Here is a 14,725-nt window from a genome sequence, read left to right on the forward strand (position 1 = left end):
TGCCGACCAGTGGCGGCGTTGCGATCAGTGGGTACGCGCCGGCGGCCGCCCGCCGAAGCCACGCCGGTCGTCCCGGGGCCGGTCGTCCCGCCCGCGCCCCTCGGGGCGGAACCCACCCCGTCGGTCGCCGGTACGGGCGTCCCCGCCCCGCTCGCCGAAGGCCCGATCCCCGAAGCGGCGCTCGCCCATGGGCCGGTCGCCGCCGGGCCGGTCGTCGTGGCGGCGGTCGCCGGTGGGCCGGTCGCCGTAGCGGCGGTCGCCACCGGCGCGCTCGTCGAACCGGCGCGGCTCGGCCGGCCGGTCGCCAAAGCGGCGCTCGCCGGTGGCCCGGTCACCGGTCGGCCGGTCGCCGAAGGACCGCTCGCTGGTAGGCCGGTCGCTGTGGCGGCGCTCGCCGGTCGGTCGGTCGCCGTAGCGGCGCTCGCCACCGGCGCGCTCGTCGAACCGCCGGTCGCCGAAGCCCCGCTCGCCCCGGTCCTCGTAGCGGCGCTCACCCGTCGGTCGGTCACCGAACCGGCGATCCCCGCCGCCGCGCTGCTCCCGATCGCCGTACCGCCGCTCGCCGACGGGGCGGTCGCCGCCGGGCCGGTCGCCGTAGCGCCGCTCGCCGGTGGGTCGGTCGCCGAAGGACCGCTCGCCGGTAGGCCTGTCGCTGTGGCGGCGCTCGCCGGTCGGGCCGTCGCCGTAGCGCCGCTCGCCGGTGGGCCGGTCGCCGAAGGAGCGCTCGCCGGTCGGCCGGTCGCCGAAGGACCGCTCGCCGGTGGGTCGGTCGCCGTAGCGGCGCTCGCCGAAGCCGCGCTCGCCCGACGGCCGGTCGCCGAAACGGCGTTCGCCGCCGCCGGGCCGGTCGCCGGTCGGCCGGTCGCCGTAGCGGCGCTCGCCCCGGCCGTCCCGGTCGCCGTGCCGGCGCTCGCCCCGCTCCTCGAATCGGCGCGGACCGGACGGACGGTCGCCGTAGCGGCGCGGGGCGGGCGGCTCGTCGCGGACCGGCACCCCGCTGGGCTCCCGGGCACCGGTCAGCTCGGCCAGGGCCGGGTCGCCGGCCCGGACCCGCGTCTCCGCCGGCTCGACGCCGGCCTTCTGCAACATGGCGAGGGTGGTCCGGCGCTGCTTGGGCAGCACCAGCGTGGCCACCGCGCCCGACTCGCCGGCCCGGGCGGTACGCCCCGCCCGGTGCAGGTAGTCCTTCGGGTCCTTCGGCGGGTCCACGTGCAGCACCAGCGAGACGCCGTCCACGTGGATGCCCCGGGCCGCGACGTCCGTGGCGACCAGCACGCTCATCCGGCCCTCGCGGAACTCGGCGAGGGTCTTGGTGCGCATCCGCTGCGTCTTGCCCCCGTGCAGCCCGCCGGCCCGGACGCCGACGGCGGCGAGCTGCTCGACGAGCCGGTCCACCCCGAGCTGGGTGCGGGCGAAGAGCATCGTCCGGCCGGACCGGGCGGCGATGGACGCCGCCACGGCGAACTTGTCGTGCGGCGGGATCAGCAGCAGGTGATGGTCCATCGTGGACACGGCGGCGGTGGCGGGGGCGGTCGAGTGGGTGACCGGGTCGGTCATGAACCGCTTGACCAGCGAGTCCACGTCACCGTCCAGGGTGGCCGAGAAGAGCAGCCGCTGGCTGCCGGCCGGCGTCTTGGCCAGCAGCTCGGTGACCTCCGGCAGGAAGCCCATGTCGGCCATCTGGTCGGCCTCGTCGAGCACGGTCACCTCGACGTCGTCGAGGTGGCAGACGCCCCGGTTGATCAGGTCGCCCAGCCGGCCGGGGGTGGCCACGACGATCTCCACCCCCCGCCGGAGCGCGTCGATCTGCCGGTCGTACGGCACGCCGCCGACGGCGGTCTTGAGGAAGATCCCGACCGCCTTGCCGAGCGGCACCAGCGCGTCGTTGACCTGCATGGCCAGCTCCCGGGTGGGCACCAGCACCAGGGCCCGGGGGTGCAGCGGGCGGGCCCGGTTGCGCGTGGCGAGCCGGGCGATCACCGGCAGGCCGAAGGCGAGGGTTTTGCCGGAGCCGGTCTGGCCCCGACCGAGGACGTCGCGCCCGGCGAGGGCGTCCGGCACGGTGGCCCGCTGGATCGGGAACGGCGTGGTGATGCCCAGCCGGCCGAGAGCCTGAACCAGCGAGTCGGGCAGGCCGAGCGCGGCGAAGTCGACATCCGCGTCGGCGGCGGTGTCCGCGTCGTCGGCCTCGGCGGCGACGGTTTCGGCGTCGGCCCGGGCGGCAACGGCCCCGGCCTCGGCGGCAACAAGTGCAGCCCCGGCCTCGGCGGCGACAGCCTCGGCGGCGACGGGTGCGGCCCCCGCCTCGGCGGCTACGGGCTCGTCGGCTACGGGCTCGTCGGCGGTGGCGAGCGCGAGTGGCGCGCTGCCGTCGACGGTGTCGCGGGGAGCGGTCGCGGCGACGTCGGGCGCGGCGGCCTCGGCGGCGGCGGTGTCGGCCGGCTCGGCCGAGGTGTCGAAGACGGACGGGAACGTGCTGGGGTCAGCAAACGTGGTCAAGAAATGCCTTTCAAGCGGGGCGCATCTTCGCGATGGCCTGCCGCAGCTGAACGCCGCCGGATCGCCCGCAAGATCGCCCATGGGCGCGCCTCATGCGCGCCGGGTCAGTGATCCCGACAAGTGTACGGCGACATAGCAAACCTGCCACCGTGTCACGAGACCGGAGTGGGCGGGCTCACCCTCCTGGGCTCACCACCCCGGGTCGGCCCCGCCGCGCTCCGGTCCGGCTCGGCCCCTTCTCCCGACCTGTCCGGCTGTTTCTCCCGGCCCGCTCAGTCGCCCCTCCGGCCCGCTCAGCTGTTGAGGAGGCCGCCGACCAGACCGTCCATCGCGTCGCCGGCCAGCAGCACGACGAGCACACCGATCGCGACGAGCAGCCCGAGCGACGCCACCAGGACGATCAACACCTTGGCGGTGCTGGACCGGGCGGTCGGGGCGTCCGTCCAGCCCTGGGCCAGGATGTGCCCGGTCAGCGAGCCGGAATTGTCCAGTTGGTTGCCGGTGGGCAGCGAGACCGTGGCGAAGCCCGGCCCGTCGGTGCCGTACGCGGTGCTGGCCAGGTCGGCCGTGCCCGGTTCCGGCCGGGCGGCGGGGCTGCCGACGGTGGCCCGGCCGCCCTGGGCCCCGCCCAGGGGTGCGGGCGGCCCATCCGGGGGTGCCACCGGCCAGGCGGTGGTCGGGGCTGCGCCGTACAGGCCGGACGTCGGTCGGCCTGCGGCCTGCGGCCCGGCCGCGGGAACACCCGAGGCGGGAGCACCCGACGCCGGAATGCCCGAGGCTGGGATGCCCGAGACGGGAGCGCCCGGTGCGGAGACGCCCGACGCAGGAATGCCCGGAGCCGGGATGCCCGGGGCGGGAGCGCCCGACGCCGGCGCGGCGGGTGCCGGTGTCGTTGCCACGCCGCTGGCGGCGGGCGTGCCGTCCCGCTGGGTGGCCGGGTTGGTCGGCGGCGGCCAGACCGGGAGCGCCGGGGCCGGCACGACCGGGGGCGGCGGGGCGACCGGCGACGGTGGCTCCGCCGGGAACGGCGGTGCGGCGTGGCCCACCGGCCAGCCGGCCGGAGCACCGGATGACGGCCGGGCCTCGGACGACGGCGGTGCCGACGACGGCGGGGTACCGGCCGCCGGGCCGACCGGTGGCCATGCGGGGGCGGCCGGCGGCGGCGCGGTGGTGGCCGGGGCGGTCAGCGGTGGCGGCGGGAACGGCGGTGCCGGCAGCGGGCCGGGCGGCGGCGGGGCCGGCGGGACCGGCGGGCCGGGCGGCGGGACCGGCGGGCCGGGCACGGGCGGCACGGGACCGGGCGCCGGGGGCGGCGGCACGGCCGGGCCGGGCGGCGGCGTCGGGACCGGCGGGTACGGGGCGGGGGCGGGCGGCGTCGGCTCGGGAACCGGCGGGTTCGGCGACGGCGGGGTGGGACCCGGTACGGGCGGTGTGGGTGGGTTCGGCCCGGGAACGGGGGTGGGCGCCGGGGCGGGCTCCGGCTCCGGTGGCGCGGGCGGCCCGGTCGGCGTCGGGGGCTCGGCCGGCGTCGGGGGCTCGGCTGGCCCCGGGGGCCGTGCGGGCTCGGGCGGCTCCGGGCTCACCGGGGCCGACCGGTACACCCTGGCGTTGCCGGGCTTCGCGCCGCCTGCCGCCTCCGCCCCGACGACGCCTGCCGCCTCACCGGCGGAGACCCGGTTCAGGCCGGGCACCGAGGCGCTGGCGCGGGCGGCGCCGGTGCCGCCGCTCCGCTGGCTCGGCACGATGACGCCCTGCCGGGCGTTTCCCGACGCGGCTGCCGCGCCGCCGCCGGGATCCGGCGTGACCCGGGCGTCCGGCCCGGTCGACCCGCCGGTCACGGGCGCGCTGCCCGACGGGCGTGTCGCCGGTGCCGACGCCCCGTCCCCCGGGCCCGGCGTCGATCCGCTGGCGACGCCCCCGGCCGCCCCGGCGGGCGGTGTCGACGGCTGGCCCGGAACGGGATCGATCGCCGGGGCACCCGCGCGGTACGTGGTCCCGCTGCTGCCCGCGACCGGCAACGCGACGCCGTCGGGCGGGGCGGTCACGCCGGTGACGCTCACCCGGGCCCGTGCCGTCGCGGCGGGCACCGCTGCCCGCCCTGCCGACCCGGGCGGCGACCCCTCGGCCGGCGCGGTGCCGACCGGGGTGCGTGTGGAGCCGGCCGGACCACCGCCGGGGGCGGGTGTGGATCCGGGGTCAAGCCGGGATCCGGGGTCGGTCGTTCCCGCCGGAACCTCTTGCTCGCCCATGGTCGTCCTCCGTGCCCACGCTCGCCTCCGGCCCGAGGCGTCGGGCCGGAAGTGTATGGGTGTCACGGTGCCACATTCCCGCCCGGCAGCACAGCCGGAGCGGACGGATGGTCAGCCGGCCACGCTCGCCGAGGCGTCCGGCGAGGCGCTGTCCTCCGGTGCCGGGCTGCTGGCCTGGGTGGTCGGCGCCGGTGACGGGGACGGGGTGTCCGACGGGCTCGGCGTCGGCGTCGGAGTCGGCGTCGGGCTCGCCGTGGTCGGCTTCGGCGTCGGCGTCGTGGGCTTCGGCGTCGGGGTGGTCGGCTTCGGCGTCGGAGTCTTCGTCGGCTTGGGGGTGGCGGTGGGCTTGGGAGTGGTCGGAGCCGGGGTGGGGGTCGGGGTCGGGGCGGGCACCGCGCCGACCACGCGGGTCGCGGCATAGAGCCGGGACCATCCCACCGTGCTGATCTTCACCGTCTGGCCCGTGGTGGGGGACTGCACCATCTTGCCGTTGCCGATGTACATCGCGACGTGGTGGATCGTCGTCCAACTGCTGCCGGAGGCGAAGAAGAGCAGGTCGCCGGGGAGCAGCGCGCTGCGGCTCACCGTGCGGCCCCGGGTCGCGTAGTACTGGTCGCGGGAGACCCGGGGCAGCTGGTTGTAGCCGGCCGACCGGTAGGCGGCCCACATCAGCCCGGAGCAGTCGAAGGCGTCCGGACCCTCGGCGGCCCAGACGTACGGGTCGCCGAGCTGGGCCAGGGCGTAGCGGACGGCGGCCAGCGCGGTCGGGCTCGCGGTGAGGCCGTTGTTGCTCTGCCCGTCGACGTAGCCCGCGCCGAGCTGCTGCTCCAGGGCCTCCTGCTGGCGTTCCAGCTCGATGATCTGCGCCGCGTTGTCCTTGCGCAGCTTGAGCAGCTTCTTCTCCTGCTCGTGGAGGGACTTCTCCACGGCGGCGTACTGGTCCCGGACCGAACGCACCCGGGTGTCGGCGGCGAGCCACGCCTGGTAGGCGACCTGCTCGGCGGCGCGGGCGCGGGTCAGCTCGCCGGCTGCGGCGGTCGTCGCCCCCTCCGCCTCCTCGCCGCGGGTGATCTGCTGGAGCATGTTGAGCCCGTGCAGGTCCTCGGCGAACTCGCCGGGCGGCAGCGCGGCGGCGGCCTTGAGCGCGCCGGCCGCGGCGGCGTCGGCGCCCTCCTGGGCGCGGGCCAGGGCGTCGCGGGCCGTCTTCAGGTCCCGGTCGGCGGTGGCGAGCTGGCCCTCCGCCTCGGTGCGGGTCTGGCGCAGCCCGAGCAGTTGGTCACCGAGGAGGCCGACCTGGGCCTCGGCGGCCGCGATGGCGGCGGCGAGCGGCCCGGTGCCGAGCGGCGTCACCGGCGCGCCGGCGCCGGGGAGGGCCGGGCCGTTCAGGCCGGGCACCGGGAGCCCGCCGACGGCGACGGGGCGGGAACCGGTGTCGGGCACGACGTTGGGCAGCGGCGGTTCGGCGTACGCGGGGGTGGCGAGCGCGGCCGTGGCCACGGCGCTGAGCAGGGCGGACCACAGCGCTGGCCGGAGCACCGGCGAGAACAGGGGCGCCCTCCGTCGCTGCCGTCGCTGTCGTCGCGTGCTCTGCACCATTCCGCTCCCCGTCCGGCGTGGGTGGGCGTCGCGCTCGGGTGGCGCGACGGCGGGGGCGGCCCCGAATGTGGCGCGCCCCACCCTGTCTTACCGCACCCGGGCAGTGATGTCGATGGCGTAACAGGTCACGAGCGGCTGAGAGTCCGGTGAGGTACGTCGCTGGGGCCGACCGGACCGGCGGCGGGTCGACGACCCGACGTAGGCTCGACGGGACCGCAGGTGGAAGGGACGTGGCTTTCGATGGACGCCGGACTCAAGCGCGAGCTCGAAGAGAAGGTGTACGCGGGCGAACGGTTGACCCGAGAGGACGGGATCGCCCTCTACGACAGCGACGACCTGACCTGGCTGGGCCGCCTGGCGCACCACCGGCGCACGGAGCTCAACGGCGACCGGGTGATGTTCAACGTCAACCGGCACCTCAACCTGACCAACGTGTGCAGCGCCTCCTGCGCGTACTGCTCGTTCCAGCGCAAGCCGGGCGAGAAGGACGCGTACACGATGCGCATCGACGAGGCGGTCCGCAAGGCCAAGGAGATGGAGGACGAGCAGCTCACCGAGCTGCACATCGTCAACGGCCTGCACCCGACGCTGCCCTGGCGCTACTACCCGAAGGTGCTGCGCGAGCTGAAGGCGGCGCTGCCGAAGGTCAACCTGAAGGCGTTCACCGCGACCGAGGTGCAGTGGTTCGAGAAGATCAGCGGCCTGGGCGCCGACGAGATCCTCGACGAGCTGATGGACGCCGGCCTGGAGTCGCTGACCGGCGGCGGCGCGGAGATCTTCGACTGGGAGGTCCGCCAGCACATCGTCGACCACGCCTGCCACTGGGAGGACTGGTCGCGGATCCACCGGCTGGCCCACTCGAAGGGCATGAAGACCCCGTCGACGATGCTCTACGGCCACATCGAGGAGCCCCGGCACCGCGTCGACCACGTGCTGCGGCTGCGCGAGTTGCAGGACGAGACGGGCGGCTTCCAGGTCTTCATCCCGCTGCGCTACCAGCACGACTTCGTCGACTCGGCGGACGGCAAGATCCGTAACCGGATCCAGGCCCGGACCACGATGGCCTCGCCGGCCGAGTCGCTGAAGACGTTCGCGGTCTCCCGGCTGCTGTTCGACAACGTCCCGCACGTGAAGTGCTTCTGGGTGATGCACGGCCTGTCGGTGGCCCAGCTCTCGCTGAACTTCGGCGTGGACGACCTGGACGGCTCCGTCGTGGAATACAAGATCACCCACGACGCCGACTCGTACGGCACCCCGAACACCATGCACCGCGACGACCTGCTGCACCTGATCTGGGACGCGGGCTTCCGCCCGGTCGAGCGCAACACCCGCTACGAGATCGTCCGCGAGTACGACGGGCCCCCGTCGCTGGCGGAGCGCCGGTCCGAGCCGCAGCAGGTGTGGGCCTGAGCAGCCCGTACCCTGGTGGGTCATGAGCGAGTCGAGCCGGCAGGGTCAGGGCGGGTTCCCGCGGCGGGACGCCGACGGGCGGATCGTCGCCCTCGGTGACCTGCTGGGCATCAGCCTCGCCGGTCTGGTGATCGGCCTGCTCGCGCTGCTGCTGTTCGACTGGGGCTTCGCCACGGTCGGCGCGGGCGACTTCGGCCGGGCCAACGGCTGGCTGGCGATCATCCTGCCGGCCTGGCTCTACTGGGAGGACTTCCGGGCCTGGGAGTTCGGCGCGGCCCGGGTGGTGGCCGCGCTGGCGGCGGCCGGGCTGGCCGTGGTCGCCGGCCTGGTGGTGGCGGGCCTGGCCGACGGGCTGCCGCCGCTGCTGGGCGGCGGGCTCGGCGCGGCGGCCTTCACCGTGGTCTACGCGGTGGTCTGGTTTCCCGGGGTGCACTGGCTGGCCCGCCGGACGGGCTGAAACCCCCGCCCGGCGGGGTCAGCCGGGGCGAATCCTACGGCCGGCCCCGCCGGCGGAGAACGGAGTGCGACGTGAGCGCGGCGGTCAAGTACACGCTGGGCCGGATCGGTCTGTTCGTGGTGGTCGTCGCGGCGCTCTGGCCGGTCGACCTGAACATCTTCCTGAAGCTCATGCTGGCGTTGGCGTTCTCCGCCGCGCTCTCGTTCTTCCTGCTGCGGGGCTGGCGGGACGAGATGGCCGGGGAGATGGCCGGGGCCGCCGAGCGCCGCCGGGCCGAGAAGGAGCGGCTGCGCTCCGCCCTGGCCGGCGACGACGAGCAGCCCGGCGACAAGAGCTGACGGCTACCAGTTGGTCGAGCCCGGCACCACCGGCCACGGCTGGTCCGCCGGCTTGATCAGGTACGCGATGCCGCCCGAGCCGCTGGCCACCGTCCCGTCGGCGCGGTAGCGCTTGGTGCGCAGCCAGATCTGCTCGAACTGCTCCCGCCGGTAGACGTTGCGTACCTCGGCGTTCGACGACGACGCCGGGTCGTTGACGATCACGTCGCCGTCGGCGGTGAAGCCGACGACCACGAAGAGGTGCCCGGAGGTGCCGTAGTTCGACCCGTCCAGCTCGGTGTCCAGGAAGGACTGCGAGGTGATGACGGGCAGGCCGGCGGCGACGAAGCGTTCCAGCTCGTCGAGGGAGTGCAGCCGGGTCACCCGGGCGTCGATGTCGGGGAAGCTCGCGGCGTACGCGGTGTTGAACGGCCAGTTCCCCGCGCCCTCGTACTCGTAGTCCCAGGTCATCCGGGCGGCGTGGGCGACCTGCGGATCGGTGTAGCCGGGGGTGACCCAGGCCAGGTCCTCGGCCGACGGGCCCCGGCCGTGGTATTCCAGCACCATCGTGGTCGACGTGGGGCTGCACCAGACCTGCCCGCCGCCACCCCACTCGGGGTAGTTGCCCTTGTGGATCATCTGGGAGTGGGCGGGAACGGGCAGCTCCCTCCCCCAGGCGATGCCGCCCCGGCTCGGCGTGACGGTGAACCGGTCCGGCACGTTCGAGCTCATCGCGCCGAGCATCCGGACCAGGGGCGAGGCCGTCTGGCCGGGCTTGCGGTAGAGGCTGAGCCGAAGCTGGTACGACCGCAGCAGCACCCCGGCGTCGGCGTCGTCGATGGCGAACGTGTCCGTCCACACGCTCGACCACGGGTCGCCCTGACCGTCGAGGGTGGCCCGCTTGATGTCGGCGTCGCCGGAGGCCCACCGGCCCATGACGTACCAGGGGGTCCGGTCGCCGGTGTTGTACGTGCCCTGGAGCTCGACCTGGAGCCAGGTGCCCGCCGGGGTGTCGGCGTTCCACGAGGCGACCAGCTCGGTGGCGTCGAAGCCGATCCGGGTGGCCGGCGAGGTCCAGGTGGCGTACTCCCAGGTGCTGGTGGTGCCGGCGTGCTCGTCGGTGAACTCGGTCGTCCCGGCGGGCCGGCCGATGGTGATCCCGGCGCGGTGGCCGGGCACGGCCCGGGTGCCCCGGTGGGTGCCGGTACGCCAGTCGGGGTGGCGGGACCACTCCTGGAACGTGATCTGCTCGTCGTGTTCGACGGGCGGGCGGTGGCGGCCGGCGTGGGCGGGAACGGCCGTGCCGGCGAGGGCGAGCGCGGCGACGCCGGTGAGCGCGAGCGCGCGTAGGGCTGTGCTGGCCATCTGATCTCCGCGGGGTGAGGCGGGTCGGGGCATGCTTGCCGGTCACTATCCCGCCCGTCGGGAAGTTTCGCCAGATGTTCGGGTCAGGAAACTCCTTGCCGGAGTGAGGATGCGGTCGGGATGGATCACATAGTGAAAGATATTGATCTGACCATGTGACAAGTGGTGAAGTGTTGACCACGAGACGGGATATCCCCGTACCCCCAGGAGGTTGTCCATGGCCTTCCGCACCTCGACCCGCCTGCGTCGCGCACTGGTGCTCGCCACCGCCGCCGGCCTGGGCCTCACCGTCGCCACCGGGCCGGTCTCCGCGCGCCCCGCCCCGGAGCCCGCCGCCGAGCCGGTCGCCGCCGAGTACGACGTGCTCGGCGTGCGCACCCTGGCCGCCCGCACCGCCATCGCCCGCACCGGCGCCGCCGTCGACGCCGCCGAGCACGGCATCCTGCACGTCACGGCGACCGACGCCGAGGCGGCGGCGATCAGGCGACTCGGCTACCAGGTGGAGAAGCAGGCGGACCCCGTCCACTCCGACGGCGTCGGCACGACCGGCTTCCCGTCGGCCGACTCCAACTACCACGACTACGCCGAGCTGACCGCCGTGGTGAACAAGGTGGTCGCCGACCACCCGACCATCGCCCGCAAGATCAGCATCGGCAAGTCGTACGAGGGCCGCGACCTGATGGCCGTGAAGATCTCCGACAACGTGGCCACCGACGAGGCCGAGCCGGAGATCCTGTTCAACTCGCAGCAGCACGCCCGCGAGCACCTGACCGTCGAGATGGCGATCTACCTGCTCGACCTGTTCACCGACAGCTACGGCAGCGACTCCCGGATCACCAGCATCGTCAACAGCCGGGAGATCTGGATCGTCCCCACCGTCAACCCCGACGGCAGCGAATACGACATCGCCACCGGCTCGTACCGGTCCTGGCGCAAGAACCGGCAGCCCAACAGCGGCGCGGCCGCGGTCGGCACCGACCTGAACCGCAACTGGGGCTACAACTGGGGCTGCTGCGGCGGGTCGTCCGGCGTGCCGTCGTCGTCGACCTACCGCGGGCCGTCCGCCTTCTCCGCCCCCGAGACGAAGGCGCTGCGTGACTTCGTCAACAGCCGGGTCGTCGGCGGGGTCCAGCAGATCAAGGCCAACATCGACTGGCACACGTACTCGCAGCTCGTGCTCTGGCCCTTCGGCTACACGACGGCGAACACCACCACCGGCATGACGGCGGACCAGTACAACACCTTCGCCACCCTCGGTCAGCGGATGGCCGCCACCAACGGCTACACCCCCGAGCAGTCCAGCGACCTCTACATCACCGACGGCGACAGCCTCGACTGGATGTGGGCGACGCACGGCATCTGGGCGTACACCTTCGAGATGTACCCCGGCTCGTCCGGCGCCGGCGGCGGCTTCTACCCGCCCGACGAGGTCATCCCGGCCCAGACGTCGCGCAACAAGGAGGCGGTCCTGCTGCTCTCCGAGTACGCCGACTGCCCGTACCGGGTCATCAACAAGCAGGCGCAGTACTGCTCCTGATTGCCCGTTGGTGCGGGGCCCCGCCCGGGGCCCCGCACCCGTGTCGGCATCGTCACGCTGAGACGTAGTCCCTAGATCAACGAGGTGCCGGCGGGGCGTGCGCTACGGTGGCACCGACCAAACCGCAGCGAAGCCGGTGCGAATCCGGCGCTGTCCCGCAACTGTGATGCCCCACCCGCGGCGTCGGCCCCCGGCCGCCGTCGACCAGGCGTCGGCCCGCCGGCCGACGCCGACGTGTGTGGGGCGAGCCAGGTCGCCTGCGGCACGGTCGCGACACGCGCTCTCGAGGAAGGGCGCCTCGCGGACGGGCACCCACCGGGCTCCTGTCGGCGAAGCACCACGCTCCTCGACCGACAGGAGGACCAGTGTTCCGACGTACCCCCCGGCTCTTCGCCGCGACCCTCGCGGTGGCCGCGCTCGCGCTCGGTGCGTGCGCCGAGAAGAGCTCCGACGACGCCCCGGCCCCCGGTGGCAGCTCGGCCGCCGCCGCCTTCCCGGCCACCGTCGGCAAGCTCACGCTCGACAAGCGGCCCGAGAAGATCGTCTCGCTCTCGCCGACCGCCACCGAGATGCTCTTCGCCATCGGCGCGGGCAAGCAGGTCACCGCCGTCGACGACCAGTCCAACTACCCGCCGGACGCGCCGAAGACCGACCTGTCCGGCTTCCAGCCCAACGCCGAGGCGATCGCCGGCAAGAGCCCCGACCTGGTGGTGCTCTCCAACGACACCAACAAGATCGTCGACCAGCTCACCACGCTGAAGATCCCGGTGCTGGTCACCCCGGCGGCGACCACCCTGGAGGACTCCTACCGGCAGCTCGCCGACCTCGGCACGCTGACCGGCCACCCGGACGAGGCCGCCGACGTCGTCACCCGGATGAAGGACGACATCGCCAAGCTCACCAAGGACCTGCCGCAGCGGTCGGCGAAGCTGACCTACTACCACGAGCTGGGCCCGGAGCTGTACAGCGCGACCAGCAGGACCTTCATCGGCTCGATCTACGCCCTCGCCGGGCTGGAGAACATCGCCGACGCCGCGGACGCCGACGGCAAGAACGGCGGGTACCCGCAGCTCTCCCAGGAGACCATCGTCAAGGCGAACCCCGACTTCGTCTTCCTGGCCGACACCAAGTGCTGCAAGCAGAGCCCGGAGACGGTCAAGGCGCGCAGCGGCTGGGCCGGCGTCACCGCCGTCAAGAACAACCAGGTCGTCGCGCTCGACGACGACATCGCCTCGCGCTGGGGCCCCCGGGTCGTCGACCTGCTCCGGGCCGTCGTCGACGCCGTCGCCAAGGTGCCGGCGTGACCCTCGGCGTGCGGTGAGGGGCGTTAGGAGGGGGCCCCTGCTATGCAGAAAGCGTTAACAAGGGGCCCCTCCTTCGCGCAGCGGCCGGCCGGGCTGCGGCCCGGCTGGCTGGCTGCGGGGGTGGCCGCCGTGCTGGTCGCGCTCGTCGCCGGGGTGTCGCTCGGCCCGGTCAGCCTGCCCCCCGGCAGCGTCGCCGCCGAACTGCTCAACCTGCTGCCCGGGGTACGCCTCGACAGTGGACTGAGCGAACGCGAGATCGCCATCGTCACCGAGCTGCGGCTGCCCCGGGTCGTGCTCGGGCTGCTCGTCGGCGGCCTGCTCGCCCTGGCCGGCGGCTGCTACCAGGGCGTGTTCCGCAACCCGCTGGCCGACCCGTACCTGCTCGGGGTGGCGGCCGGCGCCGGCCTCGCCGTCACCGCCGTGATCTCCCTCGGAGCCGTGGCGGGCGGTGCGCCGACCGGGCTGCCGCTCACCGTTCCCCTCGCCGCGTTCGTCGGCTCGCTCGGCGCGGTCGCCATGACGTACCTGCTCGGGGTCGCCGGCGGGCGGGGGCGCTCCACGGCCACCCTGATCCTGGCCGGGGTGGCCGTCTCCGCGTTCCTCTCCGCCGGGCAGACCTACCTGCTCCAGCGCAACTCCGACAGCATCCAGCAGGTCTACTCGTGGCTGCTCGGCCGGCTGGCCACCGCCGGCTGGCACGACGTCCGGCTGGTCCTGCCGTACTTCCTGCTCACCACGGTCGTCGTGCTGCTGCACCGGCGCGAGCTGGACGTCCTCTCCGTCGGCGACGACGAGGCCCGCAGCCTCGGCCTGCACCCGCAGCGCTCCCGCTACCTGCTGATCGCCGCCGCCTCGCTCGGCACCGCCGCCGCCGTCTCCGCGTCCGGGCTGATCGGCTTCGTCGGGATCATCGTCCCGCACACCGTGCGGCTGCTCGCCGGCTCCAGCTACCGGGTGATCCTGCCGCTGTCCCTGCTCTTCGGCGGGGCCTTCCTCGCGCTGACCGACGTGGTCGCCCGGACCGCCGCCGCGCCCGCCGAGGTGCCCATCGGCGTGGTCACCGCGCTGCTCGGCGGCCCGTTCTTCGTCCTGGTGCTGCGCACCGCCCGTCGGGTGCTGACGTGACCGCCGCGTCGACCGGGGGCGCGTCGGCCTCCCCGCCCGCCGGTCCGCCACCGGGCGCCCCGCCCGCCGTCGAGGTGCGGGACCTGCGGGTCAGCCTGGACGGCACGCCGATCCTGGCCGGCGTCGACCTGACCGTCGAGCGGGGCGAGTGGGTCACCGTGATCGGCCCGAACGGCGCCGGCAAGTCGACCCTGCTGCGCGCCCTCGGCGGCCTGCTGCCCGCGCCGGGCGCGATCCGCATCTTCGGTACGCCGAGCGAGGCGCTGCGCCGCCGCGACCGGGCCCGGGTGGTGGCCACCGTCGCGCAGTCCCCCGTCGTCCCGGCCGGCATGACCGTCTTCGACTACGTGCTGCTCGGCCGCACCCCGTACGTCCCCCCGCTGGGCCGGGAGTCCGCCGCCGACCTCGCCGCCGTGCGGGACGTGCTGACCCGCCTCGACCTCGACGGCTTCGGCCGCCGCGAGCTGGCCACCCTGTCCGGTGGCGAGCGGCAGCGGGTCTTCCTGGCCCGGGCGCTGGCGCAGGGGGCGACCCTGCTGCTGCTCGACGAGCCGACCAGCGCGCTCGACATCGGCCACCAGCAGGAGGTGCTCGAACTGGTCGACCAGCTCCGCCGCGCGCACGGTCTCACCGTCCTCGCCACCATGCACGACCTCTCCCTGGCAGGCGAGTACGCCGACCGGATGGTCCTGCTCGCGGCGGGCCGGGTCGCCGCCGCCGGCCCGCCGCGCGACGTGCTCACCGAGGACCTGCTGGCGAGGCACTACCGCGCCTCGGTTCGCGTCCTGCCCGGCGAGCACGGCCCCCTGGTGGTCCCGGTCCGCCCCCGCTGAGGCGTAAGGAAGGGCCCCCTGTTAACGCTTTCT

General features: G+C 74.6%; 10 protein-coding genes and 1 pseudogene. 7 read left to right on the forward strand and 4 right to left on the reverse strand.

The window, feature by feature from the left end; genetic code table 11:
* Positions 1-24 precede the first annotated feature (24 nt).
* The 3 genes from O7633_RS20645 to O7633_RS20655 form a co-directional block, all read right to left on the reverse strand.
* Positions 25-2,133 carry a DEAD/DEAH box helicase gene (locus O7633_RS20645; protein ID WP_282328605.1) on the reverse strand — a complete coding sequence of 703 codons (2,109 nt, stop codon included), beginning with the start codon at positions 2,131-2,133 and terminating at the stop codon, positions 25-27.
* 659 nt (positions 2,134-2,792) lie between these two features.
* The gene (locus O7633_RS20650; RefSeq protein WP_282323578.1) at positions 2,793-3,161 is read right to left on the reverse strand and encodes a hypothetical protein; all 369 of its coding nucleotides are present in this window, start codon (positions 3,159-3,161) and stop codon (positions 2,793-2,795) included.
* Between the two features lie 1,698 nt (positions 3,162-4,859).
* Entirely contained in the window at positions 4,860-6,344 is a 1,485-nt protein-coding gene (locus tag O7633_RS20655) for an NlpC/P60 family protein (RefSeq protein ID WP_282323579.1), read from the reverse strand.
* A 240-nt stretch (positions 6,345-6,584) separates the two neighbouring features.
* On the opposite strand from O7633_RS20655, the gene mqnE reads away from it, so the two are divergent.
* The 3 genes from mqnE to O7633_RS20670 all read left to right on the forward strand — a co-directional run bounded on the left by mqnE (position 6,585) and on the right by O7633_RS20670 (position 8,549).
* Positions 6,585-7,754, forward strand: a complete 1,170-nt coding sequence (gene mqnE, locus O7633_RS20660; RefSeq protein WP_178062951.1) for an aminofutalosine synthase MqnE — start codon at positions 6,585-6,587, stop codon at positions 7,752-7,754.
* Between the two features lie 22 nt (positions 7,755-7,776).
* Positions 7,777-8,211: a hypothetical protein gene (locus O7633_RS20665; RefSeq protein WP_074475469.1), complete on the forward strand. Its 435-nt coding sequence runs from the start codon at positions 7,777-7,779 to the stop codon at positions 8,209-8,211.
* Between the two features lie 71 nt (positions 8,212-8,282).
* Positions 8,283-8,549 carry a DUF4229 domain-containing protein gene (locus O7633_RS20670; protein WP_178062952.1) on the forward strand — a complete coding sequence of 89 codons (267 nt, stop codon included), beginning with the start codon at positions 8,283-8,285 and terminating at the stop codon, positions 8,547-8,549.
* A gap of 3 nt (positions 8,550-8,552) precedes the next feature.
* Here O7633_RS20670 and O7633_RS20675 read toward each other — a convergent pair whose 3' ends face one another.
* On the reverse strand, positions 8,553-9,893 hold the full coding sequence (locus O7633_RS20675) for a peptidase C39 family protein (protein WP_282323580.1): 1,341 nt from the start codon (positions 9,891-9,893) through the stop codon (positions 8,553-8,555).
* Between the two features lie 217 nt (positions 9,894-10,110).
* Between O7633_RS20675 and O7633_RS20680 the strand changes: the two are divergent.
* From O7633_RS20680 to O7633_RS20695, 4 genes and pseudogenes are all read left to right on the forward strand, one after another.
* A pseudogene (locus O7633_RS20680) lies at positions 10,111-11,424 on the forward strand (M14 family metallopeptidase); the annotation flags it as partial.
* A 371-nt stretch (positions 11,425-11,795) separates the two neighbouring features.
* The gene (locus O7633_RS20685; RefSeq protein WP_282323581.1) at positions 11,796-12,734 is read left to right on the forward strand and encodes an ABC transporter substrate-binding protein; all 939 of its coding nucleotides are present in this window, start codon (positions 11,796-11,798) and stop codon (positions 12,732-12,734) included.
* A gap of 42 nt (positions 12,735-12,776) precedes the next feature.
* On the forward strand, positions 12,777-13,859 hold the full coding sequence (locus O7633_RS20690) for an iron ABC transporter permease (protein WP_178062955.1): 1,083 nt from the start codon (positions 12,777-12,779) through the stop codon (positions 13,857-13,859).
* A gap of 74 nt (positions 13,860-13,933) precedes the next feature.
* Positions 13,934-14,692, forward strand: a complete 759-nt coding sequence (locus O7633_RS20695) for an ABC transporter ATP-binding protein (RefSeq protein ID WP_074475463.1) — start codon at positions 13,934-13,936, stop codon at positions 14,690-14,692.
* Positions 14,693-14,725: the final 33 nt, after the last annotated feature.

The sequence above is a fragment of the Micromonospora sp. WMMD712 genome (assembly GCF_029581295.1).
In the GTDB taxonomy this organism is placed as follows: Bacteria; Actinomycetota; Actinomycetes; order Mycobacteriales; family Micromonosporaceae; genus Micromonospora; species Micromonospora carbonacea.

Excerpts from the sequence above, each read along its gene's own strand:
- O7633_RS20655 (WP_282323579.1), bottom strand. The coding sequence starts at position 6,344 with ATGGTGCAGAGCACGCGACGACAGCGACGGCAGCGACGGAGGGCGCCC.
- mqnE (WP_178062951.1), top strand. The coding sequence starts at position 6,585 with ATGGACGCCGGACTCAAGCGCGAGCTCGAAGAGAAGGTGTACGCGGGC.
- O7633_RS20665 (WP_074475469.1), top strand. The coding sequence starts at position 7,777 with ATGAGCGAGTCGAGCCGGCAGGGTCAGGGCGGGTTCCCGCGGCGGGAC.
- O7633_RS20675 (WP_282323580.1), bottom strand. The coding sequence starts at position 9,893 with ATGGCCAGCACAGCCCTACGCGCGCTCGCGCTCACCGGCGTCGCCGCG.
- O7633_RS20690 (WP_178062955.1), top strand. The coding sequence starts at position 12,777 with ATGCAGAAAGCGTTAACAAGGGGCCCCTCCTTCGCGCAGCGGCCGGCC.